Source organism: Pseudomonas sp. LBUM1648, assembly GCF_059716145.1.
Genome location: NZ_CP166808.1, coordinates 964938 through 989718, shown reverse-complemented (window position 1 = coordinate 989718; position 24781 = coordinate 964938). Strand labels below are relative to the sequence as shown.

Annotated in this window: 26 protein-coding genes; 12 read left to right on the top strand and 14 right to left on the bottom strand. The window is 59.6% G+C overall.

The window, feature by feature from the left end; genetic code table 11:
* Nucleotides 1-16 precede the first annotated feature (16 nt).
* The 10 genes from ACA043_RS04295 to ACA043_RS04250 all read left to right on the top strand — a co-directional run bounded on the left by ACA043_RS04295 (nucleotide 17) and on the right by ACA043_RS04250 (nucleotide 7044).
* Nucleotides 17-991 (top strand): KpsF/GutQ family sugar-phosphate isomerase, encoded by a 975-nt coding sequence (locus ACA043_RS04295; RefSeq protein ID WP_047299779.1) that lies wholly within the window; start codon nucleotides 17-19, stop codon nucleotides 989-991.
* A complete protein-coding gene (locus ACA043_RS04290; RefSeq protein ID WP_042557670.1) occupies nucleotides 992-1516 on the top strand; it encodes a KdsC family phosphatase in 525 nt (174 codons plus the stop codon).
* A gap of 8 nt (nucleotides 1517-1524) precedes the next feature.
* The gene (gene lptC, locus ACA043_RS04285) at nucleotides 1525-2097 is read left to right on the top strand and encodes an LPS export ABC transporter periplasmic protein LptC (protein WP_187676783.1); all 573 of its coding nucleotides are present in this window, start codon (nucleotides 1525-1527) and stop codon (nucleotides 2095-2097) included.
* Complete coding sequence (gene lptA, locus ACA043_RS04280) at nucleotides 2084-2629, top strand: lipopolysaccharide transport periplasmic protein LptA (RefSeq protein WP_008085067.1); 546 nt, start codon at nucleotides 2084-2086, stop codon at nucleotides 2627-2629. The genes lptC and lptA overlap by 14 nt, the downstream gene beginning before the upstream one ends.
* A complete protein-coding gene (gene lptB / locus ACA043_RS04275) occupies nucleotides 2629-3354 on the top strand; it encodes an LPS export ABC transporter ATP-binding protein (protein WP_008085069.1) in 726 nt (241 codons plus the stop codon). The genes lptA and lptB overlap by 1 nt, the downstream gene beginning before the upstream one ends.
* A 187-nt stretch (nucleotides 3355-3541) precedes the next feature.
* Nucleotides 3542-5035 carry an RNA polymerase factor sigma-54 gene (locus ACA043_RS04270; protein ID WP_489879229.1) on the top strand — a complete coding sequence of 498 codons (1494 nt, stop codon included), beginning with the start codon at nucleotides 3542-3544 and terminating at the stop codon, nucleotides 5033-5035.
* Between the two features lie 73 nt (nucleotides 5036-5108).
* Nucleotides 5109-5417 (top strand): ribosome hibernation-promoting factor, HPF/YfiA family, encoded by a 309-nt coding sequence (hpf, locus tag ACA043_RS04265; protein ID WP_187676780.1) that lies wholly within the window; start codon nucleotides 5109-5111, stop codon nucleotides 5415-5417.
* A gap of 11 nt (nucleotides 5418-5428) precedes the next feature.
* Entirely contained in the window at nucleotides 5429-5893 is a 465-nt protein-coding gene (gene ptsN / locus ACA043_RS04260) for a PTS IIA-like nitrogen regulatory protein PtsN (RefSeq protein WP_497658670.1), read from the top strand.
* Between the two features lie 2 nt (nucleotides 5894-5895).
* Complete coding sequence (gene rapZ / locus ACA043_RS04255; RefSeq protein WP_401271477.1) at nucleotides 5896-6753, top strand: RNase adapter RapZ; 858 nt, start codon at nucleotides 5896-5898, stop codon at nucleotides 6751-6753.
* Nucleotides 6754-6768: 15 nt separating this feature from the next.
* Nucleotides 6769-7044: an HPr family phosphocarrier protein gene (locus ACA043_RS04250; protein ID WP_497616454.1), complete on the top strand. Its 276-nt coding sequence runs from the start codon at nucleotides 6769-6771 to the stop codon at nucleotides 7042-7044.
* 94 nt (nucleotides 7045-7138) lie between these two features.
* On the opposite strand, the gene ACA043_RS04245 is transcribed toward ACA043_RS04250, so the two are convergent.
* The 6 genes from ACA043_RS04245 to pmbA all read right to left on the bottom strand — a co-directional run bounded on the left by ACA043_RS04245 (nucleotide 7139) and on the right by pmbA (nucleotide 12413).
* Nucleotides 7139-8032, bottom strand: coding sequence for a ZIP family metal transporter (locus tag ACA043_RS04245; RefSeq protein WP_497658669.1), 894 nt, complete (start codon nucleotides 8030-8032; stop codon nucleotides 7139-7141).
* 30 nt (nucleotides 8033-8062) lie between these two features.
* Nucleotides 8063-8674: a superoxide dismutase gene (locus tag ACA043_RS04240; protein ID WP_489879280.1), complete on the bottom strand. Its 612-nt coding sequence runs from the start codon at nucleotides 8672-8674 to the stop codon at nucleotides 8063-8065.
* Between the two features lies 1 nt (nucleotide 8675).
* On the bottom strand, nucleotides 8676-9116 hold the full coding sequence (locus tag ACA043_RS04235; protein ID WP_497658668.1) for a DUF2753 family protein: 441 nt from the start codon (nucleotides 9114-9116) through the stop codon (nucleotides 8676-8678).
* A 27-nt stretch (nucleotides 9117-9143) separates the two neighbouring features.
* Complete coding sequence (locus ACA043_RS04230; RefSeq protein ID WP_497658667.1) at nucleotides 9144-10520, bottom strand: class II fumarate hydratase; 1377 nt, start codon at nucleotides 10518-10520, stop codon at nucleotides 9144-9146.
* Nucleotides 10501-10908, bottom strand: coding sequence for a FagA protein (locus ACA043_RS04225; RefSeq protein ID WP_497658666.1), 408 nt, complete (start codon nucleotides 10906-10908; stop codon nucleotides 10501-10503). The genes ACA043_RS04230 and ACA043_RS04225 overlap by 20 nt, the downstream gene beginning before the upstream one ends.
* 152 nt (nucleotides 10909-11060) lie before the next feature.
* Nucleotides 11061-12413 carry a metalloprotease PmbA gene (gene pmbA / locus ACA043_RS04220; protein ID WP_187676772.1) on the bottom strand — a complete coding sequence of 451 codons (1353 nt, stop codon included), beginning with the start codon at nucleotides 12411-12413 and terminating at the stop codon, nucleotides 11061-11063.
* A 102-nt stretch (nucleotides 12414-12515) separates the two neighbouring features.
* Here pmbA and yjgA point away from each other — a divergent pair, with 102 nt between their 5' ends.
* Nucleotides 12516-13040, top strand: coding sequence for a ribosome biogenesis factor YjgA (yjgA, locus tag ACA043_RS04215; RefSeq protein ID WP_007915377.1), 525 nt, complete (start codon nucleotides 12516-12518; stop codon nucleotides 13038-13040).
* Nucleotides 13041-13091: 51 nt separating this feature from the next.
* On the opposite strand, the gene tldD is transcribed toward yjgA, so the two are convergent.
* From tldD to mreB, 8 genes are all read right to left on the bottom strand, one after another.
* On the bottom strand, nucleotides 13092-14534 hold the full coding sequence (tldD, locus tag ACA043_RS04210) for a metalloprotease TldD (RefSeq protein WP_064387936.1): 1443 nt from the start codon (nucleotides 14532-14534) through the stop codon (nucleotides 13092-13094).
* A gap of 3 nt (nucleotides 14535-14537) precedes the next feature.
* Nucleotides 14538-15398: a carbon-nitrogen hydrolase family protein gene (locus ACA043_RS04205; RefSeq protein ID WP_497658665.1), complete on the bottom strand. Its 861-nt coding sequence runs from the start codon at nucleotides 15396-15398 to the stop codon at nucleotides 14538-14540.
* 58 nt (nucleotides 15399-15456) lie between these two features.
* Nucleotides 15457-19260: a YhdP family protein gene (locus ACA043_RS04200; RefSeq protein WP_497658664.1), complete on the bottom strand. Its 3804-nt coding sequence runs from the start codon at nucleotides 19258-19260 to the stop codon at nucleotides 15457-15459.
* A 75-nt stretch (nucleotides 19261-19335) separates the two neighbouring features.
* Complete coding sequence (gene rng / locus ACA043_RS04195; RefSeq protein ID WP_305441406.1) at nucleotides 19336-20793, bottom strand: ribonuclease G; 1458 nt, start codon at nucleotides 20791-20793, stop codon at nucleotides 19336-19338.
* Between the two features lie 57 nt (nucleotides 20794-20850).
* Nucleotides 20851-21447, bottom strand: coding sequence for a Maf family protein (locus ACA043_RS04190; RefSeq protein ID WP_401271457.1), 597 nt, complete (start codon nucleotides 21445-21447; stop codon nucleotides 20851-20853).
* Between the two features lie 37 nt (nucleotides 21448-21484).
* Nucleotides 21485-21976: a rod shape-determining protein MreD gene (gene mreD / locus ACA043_RS04185; protein ID WP_187676767.1), complete on the bottom strand. Its 492-nt coding sequence runs from the start codon at nucleotides 21974-21976 to the stop codon at nucleotides 21485-21487.
* Nucleotides 21976-23103, bottom strand: coding sequence for a rod shape-determining protein MreC (gene mreC / locus ACA043_RS04180; protein WP_497659618.1), 1128 nt, complete (start codon nucleotides 23101-23103; stop codon nucleotides 21976-21978). The genes mreD and mreC overlap by 1 nt, the downstream gene beginning before the upstream one ends.
* 141 nt (nucleotides 23104-23244) lie before the next feature.
* On the bottom strand, nucleotides 23245-24282 hold the full coding sequence (gene mreB, locus ACA043_RS04175; protein ID WP_002555108.1) for a rod shape-determining protein MreB: 1038 nt from the start codon (nucleotides 24280-24282) through the stop codon (nucleotides 23245-23247).
* Nucleotides 24283-24493: 211 nt separating this feature from the next.
* Here mreB and gatC point away from each other — a divergent pair, with 211 nt between their 5' ends.
* A complete protein-coding gene (gene gatC / locus ACA043_RS04170; protein ID WP_007901429.1) occupies nucleotides 24494-24781 on the top strand; it encodes an Asp-tRNA(Asn)/Glu-tRNA(Gln) amidotransferase subunit GatC in 288 nt (95 codons plus the stop codon).

The following is a 24781-nucleotide window of genomic DNA, read 5'->3' as shown; positions in this document are numbered from 1 at the left end:
CTATACGATTTCTGACATGAGCCAATCCAGCGACCTGATTCAATCGGCACAACGCACCATCCGCCTCGAAGTGGAAGCCGTTCAAGGCTTGTTGCCCCATATCGACGCCGATTTCGTACGCGCTTGCGAGATGATTCTGGCCAGCAAAGGCCGTGTGGTGGTGGTCGGCATGGGCAAATCCGGGCACGTCGGCAACAAGATTGCCGCAACTCTGGCGAGCACCGGCACCCCGGCATTCTTTGTACACCCGGCTGAAGCCAGCCATGGCGACATGGGCATGATTACCCGTGATGACGTGATCCTGGCCCTGTCGAACTCCGGCTCGACCAACGAAATCGTCACCCTGCTGCCCTTGATCAAACGCCTGGGCATCCAGTTGATCAGCGTGACCGGCAACCCGGCCTCGCCGCTGGCGAAAGCCGCCGAAGTGAACCTCAATGTTCACGTCGAGCACGAAGCCTGCCCGCTGAACCTGGCCCCCACCTCTTCGACCACCGCCGCGCTGGTCATGGGCGATGCCCTGGCCGTAGCGTTGCTGGAAGCTCGCGGTTTTACCGCTGAAGACTTCGCCTTTTCCCACCCGGGTGGCGCCCTGGGCCGTCGCTTGTTGCTGAAAGTGGAAAACGTCATGCACGCCGGGCAGGAATTGCCGCAGGTGCAGCGGGGCACACTGCTCAAGGATGCGCTGATGGAAATGACCCGCAAGGGTCTGGGCATGACTGTCATCCTTGAAGCCGACGGCAAGCTCGCCGGGATTTTTACCGACGGCGATTTGCGCCGCACCCTGGATCGCAGCATCGACATCCGCAGCGCCACCATCGATCAGGTGATGACGGCCCACGGCAAAACCGCACGGCCCGAAATGCTCGCCGCCGAAGCCCTGAAAATCATGGAAGACCACCGAATCAACGCACTGGTCGTTGTCGATGAGGAAGATCGCCCGGTCGGCGCTTTCAACCTCTCCGATCTGTTGCGCGCAGGAGTGATGTAAATGAGCACCGATCTGTTACAACGCGGCAAAGCGATCAAACTGGCGGTTTTCGACGTCGACGGCGTCCTCACTGACGGTCGCCTGTACTTCCTTGAAGACGGCAGCGAATTCAAGACTTTCAACACCCTCGACGGCCAAGGCATCAAAATGCTCATGAACGCGGGTGTGCAGACCGCCATCATCAGTGGCCGCAAAACCCCCGTAGTCGAGCGCCGAGCGAAAAACCTCGGCATCCCGCACCTGTTTCAGGGGCGCGAAGACAAATTGGTGGTTCTGGACGGTCTACTTGAACAACTGGGCCTAAGCTATGAACAGGTCGCCTACCTCGGTGACGACCTGCCCGACCTGCCGGTGATCCGTCGCGTGGGACTGGGCATGGCCGTAGCCAACGCTGCCGACTTCGTCCGCGAACATGCCCACGGCGTAACCCGGGCACGTGGCGGCGAAGGTGCAGCCCGCGAATTCTGCGAATTGATCCTGCGCGCCCAGGGCCGCCTCGATGCGGCCAATGCCGCGTACTTGTGAGCCAAACCATGTTCAGCAAAAAATTTCGTAACTTCCTGCTGTTCGGTTGCATCGCCGCGATATTCGCTGCGGTCGGCTACTGGAACATCAGCCCGGAACGCTTCCTCGACAAGCCTGCGGTTTCCTCCGTAGAAACGCCTATCGACTGGTATGCGACCAACACCCACACCGTGCAATATCTTCCGGACGGCAAAGTGCAGTATGAAATGACCTCCGAGAAGGCCGAGCACGTCAAGGCGACCGACATCACGCTGGTCACCAAGCCTGACCTGAACATGTACCGCGGCACAGATTTCCCGTGGCACGTGACCAGCGAACGCGGCGAAGTGAACTCGGGCGGCACCGAAGTCGAGCTGATCGACTCAGTACGCATCAAGCGCACCGATGAAAAGAACCGCGCCACCCTGATCACGTCCACTCGCATGACGGTGTTCCCGCAGCAGGAATATGCGCAGACCGCGCAACCCGTTAGAATCGACGGCGCTGGCGGTGTATCGACTGGCGTAGGAATGAAAGCGTATCTGAAGGAAAGCAGGATACACCTGCAATCGAACGTAAGAGGACAGTATGAGGCTCGTTAAAACCCTCCCTATTTTGCTCAGTCTGGGCGCAGCACTGGGAAGCGTGAGCGCCTGGGCTCTGCCGAACGATCAAGAGCAGCCAATCCGCATTCAGGCCGACGATGCCCAGCTGGACGACAAGAATGGCGTTGCCACTTATAAAGGCGACGTGATCATCACCCAGGGTTCGATGAAGGTTACCGGCAACACCGTAACCATCACCCGTACCCCGACCGGTGACATCGACGTGGTGACATCGGTGGGCAACCTGGCCTACTTCGAGCAACTGCAAACCGCTGGCGATACCAAACCTGTTCAGGGCTGGGGCGTGACGATCCAGTACCACGCTGCGCAAAATCGCGTCGTGCTGATCGATAAAGCCAAGGTTGTCGACAAGGACAACAACACCACCCAGGGCGAGAAAATCGTCTACGACACCGTGAAGAAACTGGCCAGCGCCGGCCGCGCTACCGGCAGCAAAGTCACCGAAGCGCGTCCGCGCATCGACATGGTGATCCAGCCGAAGAAGAAAACCGAAGAGAAAACCCAGTAATGGCAACTCTGAAAGCTCAGCACCTGGCCAAGGCCTATAAAAGCCGACAGGTCGTGCGTGACGTCAGCCTGTCGATCGACAGTGGCCAGATCGTCGGCCTGCTCGGCCCCAACGGTGCCGGCAAGACCACGTGCTTCTACATGATCGTCGGCTTGGTACAGGCCGATCAAGGCCGTGTGCTGATCGATGATCTGGACGTCAGCCACCAGCCGATGCACGGTCGCGCCAAGGCGGGTATCGGCTATCTGCCGCAAGAAGCGTCGATCTTCCGCAAACTGTCGGTGGCCGACAACATCATGGCCATCCTCGAGACCCGTCAGGAACTCGACAAGGCCGGCCGTCGCAAGGAGCTGGAAAGCCTGCTGCAGGAATTCCACATCAGCCACATTCGCGACAACCTCGGCATGAGCCTGTCCGGTGGTGAACGCCGACGGGTGGAAATCGCCCGCGCCCTGGCGACAGCACCGAAATTCATCCTGCTCGACGAACCGTTCGCCGGTGTCGACCCGATCTCGGTCGGCGACATCAAGCAGATCATCCATCATCTCAAGGCCAAGGGCATCGGTGTTCTGATCACCGACCACAACGTCCGTGAGACGCTGGACATCTGCGAAACCGCCTATATCGTCAACGACGGTCAGTTGATTGCCGAAGGCGATGCAGAAACCATCCTGGCCAACGATCTGGTCAAGGAAGTGTATCTGGGCCATGAATTCCGCCTGTAAGCCTGTTAGTGCCGAGTGAGCCGCCCGGGCGCTGTATCGATTCAAGCAGAATTTAATACGCTTTAATTGTTACAGCGCTCTAGGCAAACACTTCAGTTTCAGGCATATAATTTGCTTAAGTTTGGCGCTCCGGCGCCCTGTAGTGGATGGCGCATAGCGCCGGCGAATAAGGTGTTAAGCCCCTGCCATGAAACCATCGCTAGTCTTGAGAATGGGCCAGCAGCTGACGATGACACCGCAGCTGCAACAGGCTATCCGCCTGCTCCAATTGTCGACCCTGGATCTGCAACAGGAAATCCAGGAGGCCCTGGAATCCAATCCGATGCTCGAACGCCAGGAAGAAGGCGACGACTTCGACAACTCCGATCCTCTGGCCGACAACGCTGAACAGAAGCCCAACACCGAGATCCAGGAACCCTCCTATCAGGAAACCGCCCCGACGGTGGATAACCTAGAGGAAGGCGACTGGAGCGAACGCATCCCCAACGAGCTTCCGGTCGATACGGCCTGGGAAGACGTCTACCAGACTAGCGCCAGCAGCCTGCCCAGCAGCGACGATGACGAGTGGGACTTCACCACCCGTACCTCCGCCGGCGAAAGCCTGCAAAGCCACCTTCTGTGGCAACTTAACCTCGCGCCGATGTCCGACACCGATCGACTGATCGCCGTCACCCTGATCGATTGCATCAACAATCAGGGCTATCTGGACGAAACCCTCGAAGAGATCCTCGAAGCGTTCGATCCGGAACTGGACATCGAGCTGGACGAAATCGAAGCCGTTCTGCACCGCATCCAGCAATTCGAGCCTGCCGGCATCGGCGCCCGCAATCTTGGCGAATGCCTGCTGCTGCAACTACGCCAGTTGCCGGCCAAGACGCCTTGGCTGGCCGAAGCGAAACGTCTGGTCACCGATTATATCGACCTGCTGGGCAGCCGCGATTACAGCCAGTTGATGCGGCGCATGAAGCTCAAGGAAGACGAGTTGCGTCAGGTCATCGAGCTGGTGCAGAGCCTCAACCCGCGCCCGGGCTCGCAGATCGAATCGACTGAAGCCGAGTACGTCGTACCGGACGTCATCGTGCGCAAGGACAACGAGCGCTGGCTGGTCGAGCTGAATCAGGAGTCGGTGCCTCGCCTACGGGTCAACGCCCAGTACGCCGGCTTCGTGCGACGCGCCGATACCAGCGCCGACAACACCTTCATGCGCAATCAGTTGCAGGAAGCGCGCTGGTTCATCAAGAGCCTGCAAAGCCGCAACGAAACCCTGATGAAAGTTGCCACCCAGATCGTTGAGCATCAGCGCGGGTTTCTGGAATACGGCGATGAAGCCATGAAGCCGCTGGTCCTGCATGACATCGCTGAAGCGGTCGGCATGCACGAGTCGACGATTTCCCGGGTGACCACGCAAAAATTCATGCATACACCGCGCGGTATCTATGAATTGAAATACTTTTTTTCCAGCCACGTCAGCACCTCCGAAGGCGGTGAATGCTCGTCCACGGCGATCCGCGCGATCATCAAAAAACTGGTTGCCGCGGAAAATCAGAAAAAGCCGTTGAGTGACAGCAAGATCGCTGGTTTACTGGAGGCACAAGGCATTCAGGTGGCTCGCCGCACCGTCGCCAAGTACCGCGAGTCCCTAGGGATCGCGCCTTCCAGCGAACGCAAGCGGTTGATGTAAGCCACGTTACAGCGTTCCAGTGGCAGGCTTTTCGGCCTGCCGCTTTATGCACTGGCAACGAAGGAGAAGCTGTATGCAAGTCAACATCAGTGGACACCAACTGGAAGTGACCGAACCTCTGCGCACCTACATCAACGAGAAACTCGAACGATTGGAGCGCCATTTCGACAAGATTACCAACGTGCAAGTCACGATGTGTGTCGAAAAGCTGAAGCAGAAAATCGAAGCCACCTTGCATATTCCCGGCAGTGAAGTGGTCGCCAACGCGGAACATACCGATATGTACGCCGCGATCGACGCCCTGACCGACAAGCTGGATAAACAACTCAAAAAGCATAAGGAAAAGACCCAGAGCCTGCTCCAGGGCGCGACCGGTCGATAACCCCCCACTCCATGATCCGACTTGAAAGTATCCTGACCCCCGGCCGTTCCCTCGTGAACGTGCCGGGCGGCAGTAAAAAGAAAGCCCTCGAACAGATTGCCAATCTGATCGCCCGCGAAGTGCCGGCTCTGGAGATGCAAGATGTCTTCGAGGCCCTGATCGCTCGTGAGAAACTCGGTTCCACCGGTTTCGGCAACGGCATCGCCATTCCTCACTGCCGCCTCAAGGGATGCCAATCGCCTATCAGCGCCTTGATGCACCTTGAAGCCCCAATCGATTTCGACGCCATCGACGGTGCTCCGGTTGACCTGCTGTTCGTATTGCTGGTGCCTGAAGCTGCGACCGATGCGCATCTGGAATTGCTGCGTCAGATCGCCAGCATGCTTGATCGCAAGGACGTTCGCGAAAAATTGCGTAGTGCTTCGAGCAACGAAGCCTTGTATCAGGTCGTCGTGGACGAACAAAGCGGGCTCTAATCATGCGCTTGATCATCGTCAGTGGCCGTTCCGGCTCGGGCAAAAGTACGGCGTTGAATGTCCTTGAGGACAACGGCTACTACTGCATCGACAATTTGCCGGCGGGCCTGCTGCCGGAACTCGCAGAGCGCGCACTCATTCATACTGAACTGGCACAACCGCTGGTGGCAGTGTCGATCGATGCGCGTAATCTGCCGAGTCATCTGTCACGCTTCCCCGAGTTGCTGGAAGAAGTCCGCAGCCGCCACATCCAGTGCGATGTGTTGTATCTGGACGCTGACGAAGAAACTCTGCTCAAACGTTTCTCGGAAACCCGTCGTCGGCACCCGCTGAGCACCGCCAATCGGTCACTGGCTGAAGCCATCAACGATGAGACCGCCCTGCTCGGCCCGATTGCCGATCTTGCCGACCTCAAGGTCAACACCACCAATCTGAACCTGTACCAGCTGCGCGATACCATCAAGCTTCGTTTGCTGAACCAGCCGGAGCCCGGTACGGCGTTTCTGGTCGAGTCATTCGGTTTCAAGCGCGGCATGCCAGTCGACGCCGATCTGGTGTTTGACGTGCGATGCCTGCCCAATCCGTACTGGAAGCCAGAGTTACGCGCGCAATCCGGTCTTGATGAGCCAGTGGCCGAGTACCTGGCGGCACAGCCGGAAGTCGAGGAAATGTTTCAGGACATTTTCGGCTACCTGCACAAATGGCTGCCGCGCTTCGCCGCGAGCAACCGCGCCTACGTCACCATTGCCATTGGCTGCACCGGCGGACATCACCGCTCCGTCTACCTGACCGAACGTCTGGGTCAGGCCCTGCAGAAAACCCTGAAGAACGTCCAGGTTCGCCACCGCGACCTCACTTAAAGGATTCACACCGCGATGCCTGCTCTGGAAATCGAAATCATCAATAAACTGGGTTTGCATGCCCGTGCGTCAGCCAAGTTTGTCGGGGTCGCCGGTCAGTATCCGGATTGCACGATCAGAGTGGGCCGGACACCAGAGTCCACCGTGGATGGCAAAAGCATCATGGCGATGATGATGCTGGCTGCGGGCAAAGGCACCAAAATCTATTTGAGTACCAAAGGACATCAGGAACGGGAAGCTCTGGATGCGCTGGTAGCGTTGATCAACAACTACTTCGATGAAGGCGGTTAATAGCCAAAGTCAAAAGATCGCAGCCTTCGGCAGCTCCTACATTGGAATGCTTTTCCTGTAGGAGCTGCCGAAGGCTGCGATCTTTTGATCTGCTTCAACCCAACGCCGTGTCCATCACCATCATCAGACAAAATCCGATCAAAAGCCCAAGGCTGGCCAGTTTGTCGTGACCATTGCGTCGCGACTCGGGGATCACTTCGTGGGTCACCACCAGCAACATCGCTCCCGCCGCCAGCGCCAGGCCCAAGGGCAACAGCACCTGCGCCAAGCTGACCAGCCACGCACAGAGCAGCGCAAACACCGGCTCGACCAGCCCTGACGCCGCACCGATCAAAAACGCTTTGACCCGCGACATCCCTGCACCGGCCAGCACCAGCGCGATCACCAGACCTTCCGGCACATCCTGCAACGCGATGCCCATGGCCAGACTGTCAGCATCGGGCATACCACCACCGGCCGACACGCCGACCGCCATGCCCTCCGGAATGTTATGGGCAATGATGGCGAACACAAACAGCCAGATCCGCGGTGGAATCACCGGGTGCTCGACTGTGCCGATGAGCATTTCGGGTGAGGCGCCAGAGACCCTGCGATCAACCAGGTACAGGCCGAATGCGCCGAGCATGATGCCGAAGCAGATCAGGCCGCTGGCTGCCCAAGGTGCCAAACCAAGGCTTTCGGCAGCGGCAATGCCCGGGACGATCAACGAAAAAGCCGTCGCTGCCAGCATCACCCCGGCACCGAAACCGAGCAACGTATCGCCTAGTGCCTGCGGCATGTTGCGAATCACCAGCACTGGCACAGCACCAAGTGCCGTTCCCAGGGCGCAGATCGCACCGCCCTGCAACGCCCTTGACAGCCGCGGCTCCAGGTTCAGCCATTCCAGTCCGTGGGCGACCAGCAAAGTCATACCCGCTAACAGCAACAGCGATCCCACTGCGTAACGAAACATACGCCCACTTCCGATCGCCAGTGTTTCAGTGCCCATAGTCAGCCTTGGATTGTTTTTATAGAAGACTTAAACCAGTGCGGCGTGATAACGCGCAGCAACTTGAGGCCAATTGATCACGTTGTAGAACGCATTGATGTATTCCGGGCGGCGGTTCTGGTAGCGCAGATAGTAGGCGTGTTCCCAGACATCCAGACCGAGAATCGGCGTGTTGCCACTCATCAGCGGGCTGTCTTGGTTGCCGCTGCTTTCCACAACCAGGGTCTTCTCCGGGGTAACGCTGAGCCACGCCCAACCGCTGCCGAAACGGGTCAGTGCAGCTTTGGTGAATGCCTCTTTGAAACTGTCGAGACCACCCAATTGTTCATCGATGGCCTTGGCCAGTGCACCGTCCGGCTTACCGCCGCCATTTGGCACCATGACTTCCCAGAACAGCGAATGGTTGGCGTGACCGCCGCCCTGATTGATTACCGCCGCACGGAGTTTTTCCGGCAATTGCTGGACGCTGGCCACCAGTTTTTCTATCGGCCACTCGGCATATTCGGTGCCTTCGACTGCCGCGTTCAGGTTGTTGATGTACGTCTGGTGATGCTTGGTGTAGTGGATTTCCATGGTCTGCGCATCAATGTGCGGTTCCAGGGCGTTGTAGGCGTAGGGCAAGGCAGGCAAGGTAAAAGCCATTTCAGTGGACTCCATGATGATGTGGGGCAGGCGCGCGGCGCGCATTGCCGGTATCCGGGTGCAGCAGGCGCTGAGTGCGCGGGTATTCGCCGTGCTCGCTGATGAAATTCAATAACTCGACGTAGGTCTTGCTGCTTTGGCGCAACGCCGCCTCACGCAAGGCCGGGCGCAAACGTTCGTCCTGCATGGTCTGCAACAGCCGCTGATGGATCGCGCAAAGATATTCGGCGCTCTCCTCCGGCTGATTCAGGCACAGGTGCAGATCCGCCAGGTTGTGATGGGAGATGACACAGGCCGCCACCGCTTCGTCGGCATCTGCCCAGCGTTCGAACAAGACTTGCGCCAGGGCCAGGGCTTGCAGGTAAGCCTCACGGGCGTCAATCAGCTCTCCCAGCATGAAGCAGCGATTGGCCCGTTCGATCGTGCGTTTCCAGTGCTCCATGGTGAACCTCCAAAGCGGTTGCGGTGATTACACGCCGCCGGCGGTGAGTTTCTCGGGGTTGAGCAACTCTTCCAGTTGGCTGCGCGACAGGTCGGTGTGTTCCAAGGCGACGTCGATCACCGGGCGACCCTGCTTGTAGGCCTGCTTGGCAATTTCGGCGGCTTTTTGATACCCGATGATCGGATTGAGCGCGGTGACCAGAATCGGGTTACGCGACAGCGCTTCCTTGAGCCGCGACTCATTGACCTTGAAGCTGGCGATAGCCTTGTCGCCCAGCAGGCGGCTGGAGTTGGCCAGCAGTTCGATGCTGCTCAGCAGGTTCTGAGCGATGATCGGCAGCATCACGTTGAGTTCGAAGTTGCCCGACTGGCCGGCGATGGTGATCACCGAATCGTTGCCGATCACTTGGGCTGCGACCATGGCGGTGGCTTCCGGGATCACCGGATTCACCTTGCCCGGCATGATCGAGGAGCCCGGTTGCAGAGCTTCAAGTTCGATTTCACCGAGGCCGGCGAGCGGGCCAGAGTTCATCCAGCGCAGATCGTTGGCAATTTTCATCAGCGACACAGCGGTCGCCTTGAGTTGCCCGGAGACGGCGACGGCGGTGTCCTGCGAGCCGATCAGCGCGAACAGGTCTTTGCCTTGGGTGAACTGCACGTTGGTGAGTTGGCTCAACTGGCGGCTGAAACGCGCGGCGAATTCAGGATGCGCATTGATGCCAGTGCCCACCGCCGTGCCGCCCTGCGCCAGGGATTGCAGGCTTGGCAACAGGTCTTGCAGATGGCCGATGTTGGCCTTGAGTTGTTGCGCCCAACCGTTGAGTACCTGGCTCATGCGCACAGGCATCGCGTCCATCAAATGCGTGCGCCCGGTTTTGACGTGGTGATGCACTTGCCCGGCTTTGTGCTCGATGACTTGCACCAGGTGCAGCAGCGCCGGCAGCAGTTGTTCGTGCAACGCTAGCGAGGCGCTGACGTGGATGGTGGTCGGGATGATGTCGTTGCTGCTCTGCCCGCAGTTGACGTGATCGTTCGGATTGACTCGCTCATCGAGAAGACGGCTGGCCAACGTGGCGATCACTTCGTTGGCGTTCATGTTGGAGCTGGTGCCGGACCCGGTCTGGAAGATATCCACAGGGAAATGCTTCATGAAGTCGCCTTCGAGCAGGCCTTGGGCGGCGTCGCTGATGGCTTTGCCCTGGGCGGCACTGATCTGGTTGAGTTCGACGTTGGCCCGGGCGGCGGCGGCTTTGGCCAAAATCAGCGCGCGGATGAATTGCGCCGGCATCGGCTTGCCGCTGATCGGGAAGTTATCCACTGCACGCTGGGTTTGCGCGCCGTAGAGAGCGTCCACCGGCACCTGCAGTTCGCCCATGCTGTCGCGCTCAATACGAGTCTTGGTCATCAGTAAATCCTTGCACCAGTTCAATGAGAGGAATCGAGGGTTGCAACTCGCAGGTCGCCAGTTGCCAGGTGTAACGCTGCCAGCGTTTGAGCCGGCAATTGCACAGCGACAGGCGCTCCATTTCACGCAACGGGCGCCAGGCTTGATCGAGGCAGAGGCTGCGCCAGTGCCACGGCAAGGCGATGTCGGTGGCCGTGTCGAGCAGCAGACGGAACGAGGTTTCAGCGATAGTCCACGGGGAACTTGCGGTACAGCAGGCCAGATACCGGCCTTCGGCCAGATAGTGTTCGATCAGGCGCGGTTCGTCGGGATCCATCGCGCAACGGATCTGGCGACTCATCCAGCGCCAGCTTTCGAGGTACGGCTGCTCATGCAAGGCAGAACTCATGATCCGGGACTCGTTCGGAGATGAGATTCATTATTAGATGATAATGAGAACCAAAACAAGAGTGCCTTTTTTAGGAGCCGTCGTTGTGGCAGGCATAAAAAAGGCGCGCCACCCGATCGGATGGCGCGCCTTTTGGAGTTACGGGACTGGGTTTAGCTGCCCGCAACCGTCATCCGTTCGATCAACACCGAACCGGTGCGGATATTGCTGCGCAACTCCAGATCATTGCCCACGGCGACAATCTGCTTGAACATGTCGCGCATATTGCCGGCGATGGTCACTTCCTGCACCGCGAACTGGATCTCGCCGTTCTCGACCCAGAAACCCGCCGCCCCGCGAGAATAGTCACCAGTGACCATGTTCAAACCATGGCCCATCAACTCAGTGACCAACAGCCCACGACCCATGCGACGCAGCAATGCAGCCTGGTCTTCATCGCCATGGGTGACAAACAGGTTGTGCACGCCGCCGGCGTTGGCGGTGCTAGGCATGCCGAGTTTGCGCCCGGAATAAGTGCCGAGGATGTACGACACCAGCTCACCTTTTTCGACGAACGGTTTGGCGTAAGTTGCCAGGCCATCACCGTCATAAGAAGCACTGCCCATGGCGCGCATCAGGTGCGGACGCTCGTCGATGGTCAGCCATTCCGGGAACAGTTTCTGCCCTAGCGTGCCTTCCAGGAAAGACGATTTGCGATAAAGACTTCCGCCGGAAACCGCCGACAGGAAGCTACCGAACAACCCACCCGCCAGTTCTGCAGAAAACAGCACCGGGACTTCGCAAGTCGGCACCGGACGTGCGCCCAGACGGCTCGCCGCCCGTTGCGCGGCACGTTGGCCAATGCTCACCGGGTCAGCGAGCAAAGTGCCCTGACGGTTCACGTCGTACCAGTAATCACGCTGCATCTGGCCATTAGCCTCGGCGATCATCACGCAGCTCAGGCTGTGCCGGGTCGACGCATAGCCACCAATAAAACCGTGGCTGTTGCCGTAAACGCGGCAACCCTGATGGGTGCTGAGCGTAGTGCCGTCGGCGTTCTTGATTCGTGCATCGGCATCAAACGCCGCTGCTTCGCAGAGCAATGCCTTCTCGATGGCCTGCTCCGGGGTGATATCCCATTCGTGGAACAGATCGAAATCCTGCTGATCCTTGGCCATCAGGGCGGCATCGGCCAGACCTGACGCTTCGTCTTCGGACGTGTGCTTGGCGATGGCCAGTGCAGCGGCGACCGTTTCGCGAATCGCATCAGGCCCGGTGGCGGACGTGCTGGCCGAGCCTTTGCGCTGGCCGACATACAGCGTGATGCCAAAGCCCTGATCGCGGTTGAACTCGACGGTTTCGACCTCGCGCTGACGTACCGATGTGGACAGCCCCTGCTCCAGCGACACCGCGACTTCGCAGGCACTGGCGCCCTGACGCTTGGCTTCGGCGATGATCTGCTCGACTTGTTCCTGCAGTGCCGGCAATGCCTGCGGGCCGACGCTTTGAACTGCACTCATGCTCATCTCCACTCAAATTCTGCTTTCGGCTGGGGTCATCGAGCGACCGGGCCGGACAAGCGGCCCCCGACTGGTTATCATGGCGGCGTTTCTTTGCGGACTGCCACCATGGTTGATTCTTACGACGACTCCCTCGATACGGGAGAAAAAAGCAAATCTCAGGTCAAACGCGAGCTGCATGCTCTGGTTGACCTCGGCGAGCGCCTTACAACACTCAAGCCTGACTTGATCGCAAAACTGCCGCTGACCGACGCGATGCGCCGTGCCTTGGCCGATGCGCCCAAGCACACCGCGAACATCGCGCGTAAACGGCACTTGCAGTTCATCGGCAAGCTGATGCGCGATCAGGACACTGACGCGATTCTGACGCTGCTCGATCAACTGGATGCCTCGACTCGCCAGTACAACGAGCGTTTCCACAATCTCGAACGCTGGCGTGATCGCCTGATCGCGGGCGACGATGCCGTGCTGGAGAAATTCGTCGTCGAGTACCCGGACGCCGATCGCCAGCAATTGCGTTCCCTGATCCGTCAGGCCCAGCATGAGGTTGCGCAAAACAAACCTCCTGCATCGAGCCGCAAGATCTTCAAGTACATCCGTGAGCTGGACGAGACTCAACGCGGTCTGCGTTGATATTCGTCATCGGGTGGTCGCCCTGTGCGCCACCCGCAGCTCCACCTCATCTTATGCGCCCGTGCCACCCACGGTGATCGCATCGATTTTCAGCGTCGGCTGGCCAACACCCACCGGCACCGACTGCCCATCCTTGCCACACGTCCCCACACCGCTGTCCAGCGCCAGATCGTTACCGACCATCGACACCCGGCTCATCGCCTCGGGACCGTTGCCGATCAACGTCGCGCCTTTGACCGGTGCGGTGATCTTGCCGTCCTCGATCAAATAAGCCTCACTGGTGGAGAACACGAACTTGCCGCTGGTGATGTCGACCTGACCGCCGCCAAGGTTGGCGCAGTAGATGCCTTTCTTCACCGAAGCGATGATTTCCGCCGGATCGCTTTCGCCGCCGAGCATGTAGGTGTTGGTCATCCGTGGCATCGGCAGATGCGCATAGGATTCACGACGACCGTTGCCGGTACGGGCGACGCCCATCAGGCGCGCGTTGAGCTTGTCCTGCATGTAGCCCTTGAGTACGCCGTTTTCGATCAGCGTGGTGCATTCGGTCGGGGTGCCTTCGTCGTCGACACTCAGCGATCCACGACGCCCGCTCAGGGTGCCGTCATCGACGATGGTGCAGAGTTTCGAGGCGACCATCTCGCCCATGCGCCCGCTGTAGGCCGAACTGCCCTTGCGGTTGAAGTCGCCTTCCAGACCGTGGCCGACTGCTTCGTGCAGCAGTACGCCAGACCAGCCCGAACCCAACACCACCGGCAAAGTACCGGCCGGTGCCGGAATGGCTTCCAGATTCACCAGCGCCTGACGCAGCGCTTCACGGGCATAGCCCATGGCACGGTCTTCAGCAAGGAAATAACGGTAGTCGGTACGCCCGCCGCCGCCATGGCCGCCGCGCTCGCGACGACCATTCTGCTCAACGATGACGCTGACGTTGAAGCGCACCAGTGGCCTGACATCCGCCGCCAGTCCGCCGTCGGTGGACGCCACCAGAATCCGCTCCCAGACCCCGGCCATGCTCACGCTGACTTGCTGGATGCGCGGATCGAGGGCGCGAGTGGCGACGTCGATGCGCTTGAGCAGTTCGACTTTCTCGGCGCGGGTCAGCACTTCCAGCGGATTGTCCGGCGCATACAGCTGGGCGACGTCTTGTGTGGAGAACGCCTGCACCGTGCCGTTTTGCCCGGCACGGGAAATCGAGCGTGCTGCACGCGCCGCAGCGCCGAGGGCTTCGAGAGTGATCGCGTTGCTGTAGGCGAAACCGGTTTTCTCACCGGACTGCGCACGCACGCCGACACCCTGATCGAGGTTGAAGCTGCCTTCCTTGACGATGCCGTCTTCCAGCGCCCAGGACTCGGAGATCTGGCCCTGGAAATACAGGTCGGCAGCATCGATGCCCGGGCCGGCCAGATCGCCGAGCACGCCTTGCAGGCTCTCGATCGTCACGCCGCCGGGCGCCAAAAGGTGATCACTGACTGAGGACAACAACTCGCTCATGGTTTAGGCCTTAAATTCATGTTCTGAAGCAGGTCGCTGTGCGCCCTGAGAGAAAAACCGCCGATGACGCGTCACCGGCATTCGCGCCCTGATGGACGCCTGTTCGTCGCTATCGCGTTCGGCCAACAGCACCGCTTCGCCTTGAGCCTGATGCGCCAGCACACGCCCCCACGGGTCGACGATCGCCGCATGCCCGAAGGTTTCCCGCGGTCCCGGATGGGTCCCGCCCTGTGCTGCCGCCAACACGTAACACTGAGTCTCGATGGCCCGCGCGCGAATCAGCACATCCCAATGCGCCGCGCCGGTCACCGCGGTAAAGGCTGAAGGTGCCGTAATCAACTCGGCACCGGCGGCACGCAATTCGCTGTACAGCTCCGGAAAGCGCAGGTCATAACACACGGTCAGACCGACTTTGCCGACCGGTGTATCCGCAACCACCACACCACCGCCATAAGCATAGTCATCGGATTCGCGGTAACGCCCGCGATTGTCTGCCACATCCACATCAAACAGGTGCAGCTTGTCATACCGCGCAACGGTTTCGCCCTGATCGTTGATCAGCAGCGAACATGCATGCGACTTGGCCGTCGGTTGATCGATGGGTGGTAGCGGCAACGTGCCGGCGACTATCCATAACCTGAGGTCGCGGGCCGTCTGTTTCAACCATGGCAGGATCGGACCTTCGCCCAATGCTTCAGCGCGACCGATGTCAGCGATGTCGCGACGGCCCATGGCAGCGAAGTTTTCCGGCAACACGGCCAGCTTCGCGCCACCGGCCGCAGCCTGTTCGAGCAAGCGCCGAGCCTGAGCCAGATTGGCCAGCACGTCACTCTGGCTGACCATTTGAATGACCGCTAAAGACATGGCGAACTCCGCAAGACATATGCGGCCATGCTACTCCATCGTCTCAAGGCCTGGCTGTTCAAAAAGGCTTGTCGAACGTGATTTTCGGTTCTTTCCACGGGCCTTTGACGGTGTATTTCACACTGGCAAAACGTGCCACACGGTCACCGATCAACTTGTCGATGAGGAACAGCGCACCGCCGACAGCCGGGGCACCGACGATCAGCGCGGCAATCGGCAGGTTATTGGTCACCGGCAAGGTCACCAGCAATTTGGCATCGACCTGATCACCGACCAGATCCAGCGTACCGTTCAGTTCGAGGTTGCTCGACGGCCCGGTCAGGCGAATCGGTTCCCGCGTGACATACACACCGTTGCTGGCAACCAGCAGTCCCTTGACCCGGTCGTAGCTCAAGCCTTTGCCGAACAGGTCGGAGAAATCCAGACGCAAGCGGCGGCCGATGGAGTTGAAGTTCAGCAGCCCAAACACCCGCAGTGCCTGCGCACCGCCCTCGACTTCGACAAACTGGCCCTTGTTCAGCGACGCATCGAGGGTGCCGGAGAAGCGTTTGGTCGCCAGCCATGCCGGCGAACCCGGCCAGCGGCCATCGACGTCCATATGGAACTCTTCACTGGTCACGCTCGGCGCAAAGCCCCAGCCCTTGAGCACGTCGGCCAGATTCTTGCCGCCAATCCGGCCCTTGAACCAACTGCTGGTCGACCCTGGCGCGCCTTCCCAGCCACCGTTGCCCTGCAACAGAATGCCTTTGAGGCCCATGTCGAGGTTGTTCAGGGCGATGCCTTTGGCGGTCGGGCGCACTTTGAGCGACCAGCCACCGACCAGATCCTGGCCGAGGAACAGTTGATTGATGGTGATATCCAGCGCCGGAATTTTCGATGGATCCACCGACGCCAACGGGTCTGGTGAATTTTCGTCGGCCTGTACCGTCGGATCCGGCGCCGGCAGTCGCACGTATTGCAGATTCACCGCAAGCGGTGTGCTTTTCGCGTCCGGAAGGCTGGCAGTGCCTTTGGCCTGTTGACTGTCGAGCGCCAGATTCCACGCCCCCGGTTTGCGATTGACCTGAACCGAGGCCTGATCCAGCGTGGTGCCGAACGCCGTGAGCTTGCCGATCTTGAAGTCAGCACTGCTCAACAGTTGCTTGGCACTGCCGCCCGGGTCCTGTCCGGCATATTTGTTGACCAGGTCCTGCCACGGCGCAACGTCCAGTTCCGACAGCACGCCGCGAATACGCAAGCCCTTGGCGCCCGGCAGCACAGCTTCGCCTGCACCGAGAAACAACTCGCCGCGCCCGTCAGCGAAATTCGTCGGTGGTGCGGCAAAGGTGAAATTGGCCAGTTGATCGTAATTGACCCAGTAACGCCGCTCCTGCCCTTGCAGAGTCATGCGGAAGACCGTGTCGCGACCGACATCGGCTGCCATACCGAACGGTGCGGGCAGGTCGACGGTCACCCCTTTGAGGTTGGAGCTGACCATCAACTGGCTGTCGGCGCCGTCGAGGTTCAGTTGCAGCTGATAGGGAATCGTCCCGGTCACCGGTAACGGCTGAGTCACGCCGAGCCAGTCAGTGAGTTTCTTGACCTCTACCTGTCCCGAAGCGGCCACTCGGGTTCTGAGCTTACCGGGGCTGCCATCGGCAAAGATTTGCGCGGTGACCGGTTTGTCGAACGCCCGAGCTGCGATGTTCTGCCCGCTGAGCCCCTTGGCGCTGTCGAAACGGAAGTCGCCCTTGAGTTGCGTCAGCTCCAGTTTCGGTTCGGCCAGTTTCAGCCGCGCATTGGCGGTTTTAAAGTCGACGAGAATTTTCGGCTGGTCTCCCTTGGCCAGCGGAATATCCAGTTTCAGCTTGCCTTGCAGATCGCCCGAGCCTTCCCAGCCGGCGAAGGTGTCGGCGGTGCCGATCGGTGCTTCCTGCAGGATCTTCAGCCCGTCACCCAGACCACCGGCAAATGCGCCGTCGAGAAACATATGGGTGTTCTGACCCGACGGAACATGGGGAATATTGACGAAAACATCACTGACCTGCGTATCGAGCAACTGGCCCTTGCTGGCCCAGATCCGCACGCCGCTGTCTTCGATGAACACGTCACCACTGACCTTGCTCACATGCGGCCAGCCCGGCTGGAAGGCCAGTTCGGCGTCATGCACCTTGAAGAACAGGCTGATGCTGCGGTCGGCCTCGCCGGCATTTTTGCTCAGCGAACCTTGGTACTGGAAGAAGCCCTGATCCACCGCGCCTTTGAGAATCGCGGTGCGCAGCCATTCGTCGAGCGCCGGGCTCAGCACTTCGGGCAAATACTTGGCGGTGTAGCGGCCGTCGCCATCGACAAGACCGACCCGCAAGTCCATGTAGTCTTCCTGGCTGTGATCGAAATGCAGGCGAATGAGGAAGTCGCCGGCAATCTTGCCCTCCTCGCCCAGTACCTTCAGGTAAGGCGCGATCAGGGTGAAGCCGTCTTTATCCAGTTTCCAGGTGAGCCGTGCGTTGGCCTGAATGTATTGCCAGGGCTTGGCGAAGATCGGATCGAGGTGCAGGACAAAATCCTTGCTGTCCATGCGCAACTCGCCACCATCGAGATTACCGCTGAGGCTGCCGCTGACATTTCGCGCCGCAGGGGCGCCGTGATAGGCATCAAAACCGACACGATCGAGGTTGGCGGCAAAGCCGAATTTCGTACCGTCAGTGGCGTTCGGGCGGAAATCCAGCAACACGTTGCGCAGCCCACCGGTCACTTTCAGGCGCTCGACCACCGTGGCGAAGCCTTGCGGCAACGGCCCCAACGCATTGAGTAACGGGGTGATCGGGGTGAGATCGAGACGATCTGCCTGCAAATGCCAGAGTTCGTCGACCTTGTCAGTGGCGCGCGTCTGCTGCACTTGCACGCGCGTCTCCCAACGGGTTTCGCCGAAGTTCATCGCCAGCGAATCTAGGGTGACGGTCGCGCCGTTGGCACTGTTTTTGTAGTAGGCGTTGAGCGCCAGATTGTTGATCTGGATCGGCTTGCGCTCGGCGTAGGCGCCAGTCACTTGCGGTGCGTTCAAACGCAGCGCCGCACTTTGCAGCGCGCCCTCGGCCCAGTTCACCCAGAGCTCGCCGCCGGCCTTGATCTCGGAGAAATTCCATTGTTGAGTGAGGCGCTCTGGCAGCCACTTCGACCAATCACTTTGCGGCAGGCTGGCATAGCCTTCTATCGCGCTGTCTTGCCATTGGCCGGGGCGGATTCGAGTTCGCAGGTTCAGTGCAACGGGTTGGCCATCAGGCAGGGTCAAACGTGCATCGATACGCTGACGACTGGCACCGGTTTTCAGGTTGAGGCCGACGTAGGTGAGGGTCATCGGCGCGTGATCCAGTGGCTGCAAGGTCACCTGACTGTCGAGCACCGACAGTTGCTGAATCATTTGCGAGCGCTTGAACAGTTGCTCGGGATCGAACGGTTGATCCTTCTGCACCGGCAAGCCTTCCAGCGCCCAGGTGCCGTCCTCGGATTCCTTGAGGCTGATTTTCAGGCCATTGAGTTCCAGATGAGCGATGCGCACTTCGCGGGCCAACAGACTGGCCCACAGATCGGGTACTGCACGCACTCGATCAAGACGCAGGGCATTGGCACCGTCGCCGACCATCACATCATGGGCCAGCAGGATCGGCGCGAACCCGCTCCAATTACCCTCCAGCTCGCCAATCTGCAACGACATGCCGAGGGCTGCACTGGCCTTGTCTTCGATGTCTGTGCGGTACTCGGCCACCAACGGGGTCAGCTCGCGACCAAGACTGACGTACAACGCCATCAACACCAGAACCAACGCGCACAGGCCCAGCCCCCAGCGGGTGAGTGCGGCCAAAATGCGTGTCAGACGGTCCATGTCAGTTGGCTCCCATGGCAAAAATACTGCGAAAAGCTGAGGCCAGCCGCTGTGGAAAAAAGATAACGCAGGGGTTCAGAGCAGCACCACGTCATATTGTTCCTGGGAATACATGGTTTCCACCTGGAAGCGAATGGTGCGCCCGATAAACCCTTCAAGCTCGGCAACGTTGCCGGACTCTTCGTCGAGCAGTCGGTCGACCACTTTCTGGTTCGCCAGCACGCGATAACCCTCGGCCTGATAGGCTCGGGCTTCACGAAGTATCTCGCGGAAAATCTCGTAACAGATGGTTTCCGCAGTCTTCAGCTTGCCGCGACCCTGACAACTGCTGCACGGTTCGCACAGCACTTGCTCCAAGCTTTCGCGGGTACGCTTGCGGGTCATCTGCACCAGGCCCAACTCGGTAATCCCGATGATGTTGGTCTTGGCGTGATCGCGCTCCAGCTGTTTCTCCAACGTACGCAACACCTGGCGCTGATGCTCTTCATCTTCCATGTCGATGAAGTCGATGATGATGATCCCGCCCAGATTGCGCAGACGCATCTGCCGGGCAATCGCAGTGGCCGCTTCGAGATTGGTCTTGAAGATGGTTTCTTCCAGATTGCGATGACCGACGAATGCCCCGGTATTGACGTCGATGGTGGTCATGGCTTCCGCCGGATCGACCACAAGATAGCCACCGGATTTCAGCGGTACCTTGCGCTCAAGCGCTTTCTGGATTTCGTCTTCGACGCCGTACAAATCGAAAATCGGCCGCTCGCCCGGGTAATGTTCCAGACGATCGGCGATTTCAGGCATCAGTTCGGCGACGAACTGCGTGGTTTTCTGGAAGGTTTCCCGGGAATCGATGCGGATTTTCTCGATCTTCGGATTGACCAAGTCACGTAGCGTGCGCAGGGCCAGACCGAGGTCTTCGTAGATCACACTCGGCGCAGATATGGTTTTGATCTGTTCGTTGATCTGATCCCACAGGCGCCGAAGATAGCGGATGTCCATAAGGATCTCATCGGCCCCGGCGCCTTCAGCGGCGGTACGCAGAATAAAGCCGCCAGCCTCCTTGATGCCTTCTTTGGCCACACAATCGGTGACCACCTGCTTAAGGCGATCGCGCTCGGCTTCGTCTTCGATTTTCAGCGAAATACCGACGTGGGCGGTACGCGGCATGTACACCAGGTAGCGCGACGGAATCGACAATTGCGTGGTCAACCGCGCGCCTTTGGAGCCTATCGGGTCTTTGGTGACCTGCACCACCAGGCTCTGACCTTCGTGCACCAGCGCGCTGATGCTTTCCACCGCTGGGCCTTCGCGCAGAGAAATCTCCGCAGCATGAATGAACGCCGCACGATCCAGACCGATGTCGACGAACGCTGCCTGCATACCCGGCAGCACCCGGACAATCTTGCCTTTATAGATGTTGCCGACGATCCCGCGTTTTTGCGTGCGCTCGACGTGGACTTCTTGCAGCACACCGTTTTCGACCACCGCCACGCGCGACTCCATCGGCGTGATGTTGATCAGAATCTCTTCACTCATGGCAGGATCTCGTTCAGGCATGTTCACGATAATGGCCGCATCTTGTTCGTACGACGCTTATTGCGCGTTCAGGTTTTGCCAACAGGGTATGCCGAAATGGCCCAACAGTTCTGCGGTTTCGCAAACAGGCAACCCGACCACCGCCGAATAACTGCCATTGAGCCCCGCGACAAATACCGCGCCGAGCCCCTGAATGCCGTATCCACCGGCCTTGTCCCGGGGCTCGCCGCTGGCCCAGTAGGCAGCGGCCTCTTCGCGGCTGATCGGCCGGAACCGCACCAGACTGCGTACCACCCGCGAGTCGCAGCGCTCACCTTCGAGCACGGCAATCGCCGTCAGCACTTCATGCTCCTTGCCGGACAACATCATCAGCATGGCGCATGCATCGGCTTCGTCCACCGGTTTGCCAAGAATTTTGCCGTCCAGCACCACCGCGGTGTCGGCACCCAACACGCAGAATGCCTGGCCGGACACGACCGTGCGCCGGCCGGCCTCAGCCTTGCCGCGCGCAAGGCGCTCGACATAGGCCGATGGCGATTCTTCGGGCAACGGGGTTTCATCGATATCCGCGCTGATGGCGGAGAACGGAACGCCGATCTGCGTGAGCAACTCACGCCGACGCGGCGATCCAGAGGCGAGGTAAAGCGGCTTCATCAAAACGTCTCCCTGTTCAGTGCCCTGCTTCACCGGATCAATTGATTTTGTAGCGGCGGCGCAATCCACGCAGGGCGAAACTGATCCAGGGCCAGAGCAAGGCGCTGACCAGTGCCGGCAAGACCAGCGCCAGAGTCGGCTGACGGTTGCCGGTCAATGCACTGAGCCACAACTGCACCAGTTGTGCGAGGCCGAAGATCACCAGGATCACCAGGCACTGTTGCCACATCGGGAACATTCGCAAGCGTTGTTGCAGTGACAGCACCAGGAAAGTGATCAGCGAGAGGACGAGCGCGTTCTGCCCGAACAGATCACCCTGCAGCACGTCTTCGGCCAGACCCAGGCAGAACGCCGTGACCATGCCGACCGTCTGCGGCATGTACAGCGCCCAGAACGTCAGGAGCAACGCCAGCCACAGCGGACGCAGTATTTCCATGAAGATCGGCAACGGCGAGACACTGAGCAACAAGCCGATAACAAACGTCAGCCAGACCATCCAGCCATTTCGAGAGGCTTTTACACCGACCATTATTCTCGTCCCCCAGCGGTGACTGGCGCCGTCGCCGGCGGTTTGGCGGGCGGTTTGCTGGCTGCTGGCGCAGAAGCCGGTGGCTTTGTCGCCGTCGGAGCAGTCGCCGGCGGCTTGCTCGCGCCAGGCTTGACCGGCGTCGCGGCGGGCACTGTGGCGGCGGGTGCCTGTTCGGCGGTTGGCGTTGCGGCAGGCGCCGGCATGACCAGCGGTCGCGAAACGTTGGCCGGCTGCATAGGACCGCCGCCATGGGCATCCAGAGCTTCCTGAGCCTGCGCGGCGTCGTTGGCGCGCTCCTCGGCGGTACGCGAGTCACTGAACACCAGCAGCAGGTAGCGACTACGGTTCAACGCAGCAGTCGGCACGGCGCGAACGATTGCGAACGGTTGACCGGAATCGTGGATCACTTCCTTGACCGTCGCCACCGGGTAACCCGCCGGAAAACGCTGACCGAGGCCAGAGCTGACCAGCAAATCGCCTTCCTTGATATCCGCCGTGTCGGCGACGTGGCGTAGTTCCAGACGTTCCGGGTTGCCGGTACCGCTGGCGATCGCCCGCAAACCGTTACGGTTCACTTGCACAGGAATGCTGTGAGTTGAGTCGGTCAGCAGCAATACACGGGAGGTGTACGGCATCAACTCGACCACCTGCCCCATCAGACCGCGTGCATCGAGCACCGGCTGACCGAGGACCACGCCGTCGCGCTCACCTTTGTTGATGATGATGCGGTGGGTGAAGGGGTTGGGGTCCATGCCGATCAACTCGGCTACTTCAACCTTTTCGTTGACCAGCGCTGAAGAGTTGAGCAACTCGCGCAGCCGAACATTCTGCTCGGTCAGTGCGGCAAGCTTCTGCATGCGGCCCTGATACAGCAGGTTTTCGGTCTTGAGTTTTTCGTTTTCGGCGATGAGTTCGGTGCGACTGCCGAACTGGCTGGCGATACCGTCCCACAGCCGTCCGGGCAGGTCGGTGATCCAGTAGGCATCCATCAGCACGAGCGACGCTTGTTTGCGCGCAGGCTTGAGCAGATCAAAGCGGGCATCGACCACCATCAGCGCAACCGACAACACGGCCAGCACCAACAGGCGGACGCCCAGTGAAGGGCCCTTGGCGAAAAGCGGTTTAATAAGCCGCTCCTCCCAGGCAAATGTTCTGTTTATTCATACGGCATCAAACCGGCCTGGATGAAGACTGACAGAAGATAAACGCCAACAGGCAGCACTGCAAAGTGCTGCCTGCGCGCTCACCCACGTATTGCACTCGGCGACTTATTCGCTCGAGAGCAGATCCATGGTGTGCTTATCCATCATTTCCAATGCACGGCCACCGCCGCGAGCAACGCAAGTCAGCGGATCTTCGGCAACGATCACCGGCAGACCGGTTTCCTGAGCCAGCAACTTGTCGAGGTCACGCAGCAGCGCGCCACCACCGGTCAGCACCAGGCCACGCTCGGCGATGTCGGAAGCCAGTTCCGGCGGCGACTGCTCCAGGGCGCTTTTCACGGCCTGAACGATGGTGGCCAGGGACTCTTGCAGAGCTTCCAGCACTTCGTTGGAGTTCAGGGTGAATGCGCGTGGAACGCCTTCAGCCAGATTGCGACCGCGAACGTCGACTTCGCGAACTTCGCCACCCGGGTAGGCCGTACCGATTTCCTGCTTGATGCGCTCGGCGGTGGATTCGCCGATCAGGCTGCCGTAGTTGCGGCGCACATAAGTGATGATCGCTTCATCGAAACGGTCGCCGCCAACGCGGACGGATTCGGCGTAAACCACACCGTTCAGGGAGATCAGCGCGATTTCGGTAGTACCACCACCGATATCGACGACCATCGAACCGCGCGCTTCTTCTACCGGCAGGCCGGCACCGATCGCAGCAGCCATTGGCTCTTCGATCAGGAACACTTCACGCGCACCGGCACCAAGAGCCGATTCACGGATGGCACGACGCTCAACCTGGGTGGATTTGCATGGAACGCAGATCAGCACACGAGGGCTAGGCTGCAGAAAGCTGTTTTCGTGAACCTTGTTGATGAAGTATTGCAGCATCTTTTCGCAGACGCTGAAGTCGGCGATCACGCCGTCCTTCATCGGACGAATGGCAGCAATGTTGCCCGGCGTACGGCCGAGCATGCGCTTGGCCTCGGTGCCGACAGCAACGACACTTTTCTGATTACCGTGTGTCCGAATGGCCACAACCGATGGCTCATTCAGGACGATACCGCGCTCGCGCACGTAAATAAGGGTGTTGGCAGTGCCCAGGTCAATGGAAAGATCGCTGGAAAACATGCCACGCAGTTTCTTGAACATGGGAAAGGGACCCTAGGCAACGCGTGGGTAAAAAAGTGCGGCAAACTCTAACAACGACAGGGATTTTGGGCAAGGCGCCAATATGTTAAATTGGCCGCTTTTCTGTGCACCAAGCCCCACAATCGCGGCCTTATGACCGTAGAAGTGCGGTAGTGTTCCGACAATCTAACACACGGACGCCGTCCGTTCTGTTTTCCACTGGAGAATCCCGATGGCGCTAGAACGCTCCGACGTGGAAAAAATCGCTCATTTGGCCTGCCTTGGCCTCAATGATGCCGATCTTCCGCACATTACTTCCGCCCTCAACAGCATTCTCGGGCTGGTCGACGAAATGCAGGCTGTTAATACCGACGGTATCGAGCCTCTGGCCCACCCGCTGGAAGCCAGTCAGCGCCTGCGCGCCGACGTCGTGACCGAGACCAATCATCGCGAGGCCTATCAGTCCATCGCACCAGCGGTCGAAAACGGCCTGTATCTGGTTCCGAAAGTCATCGACTAA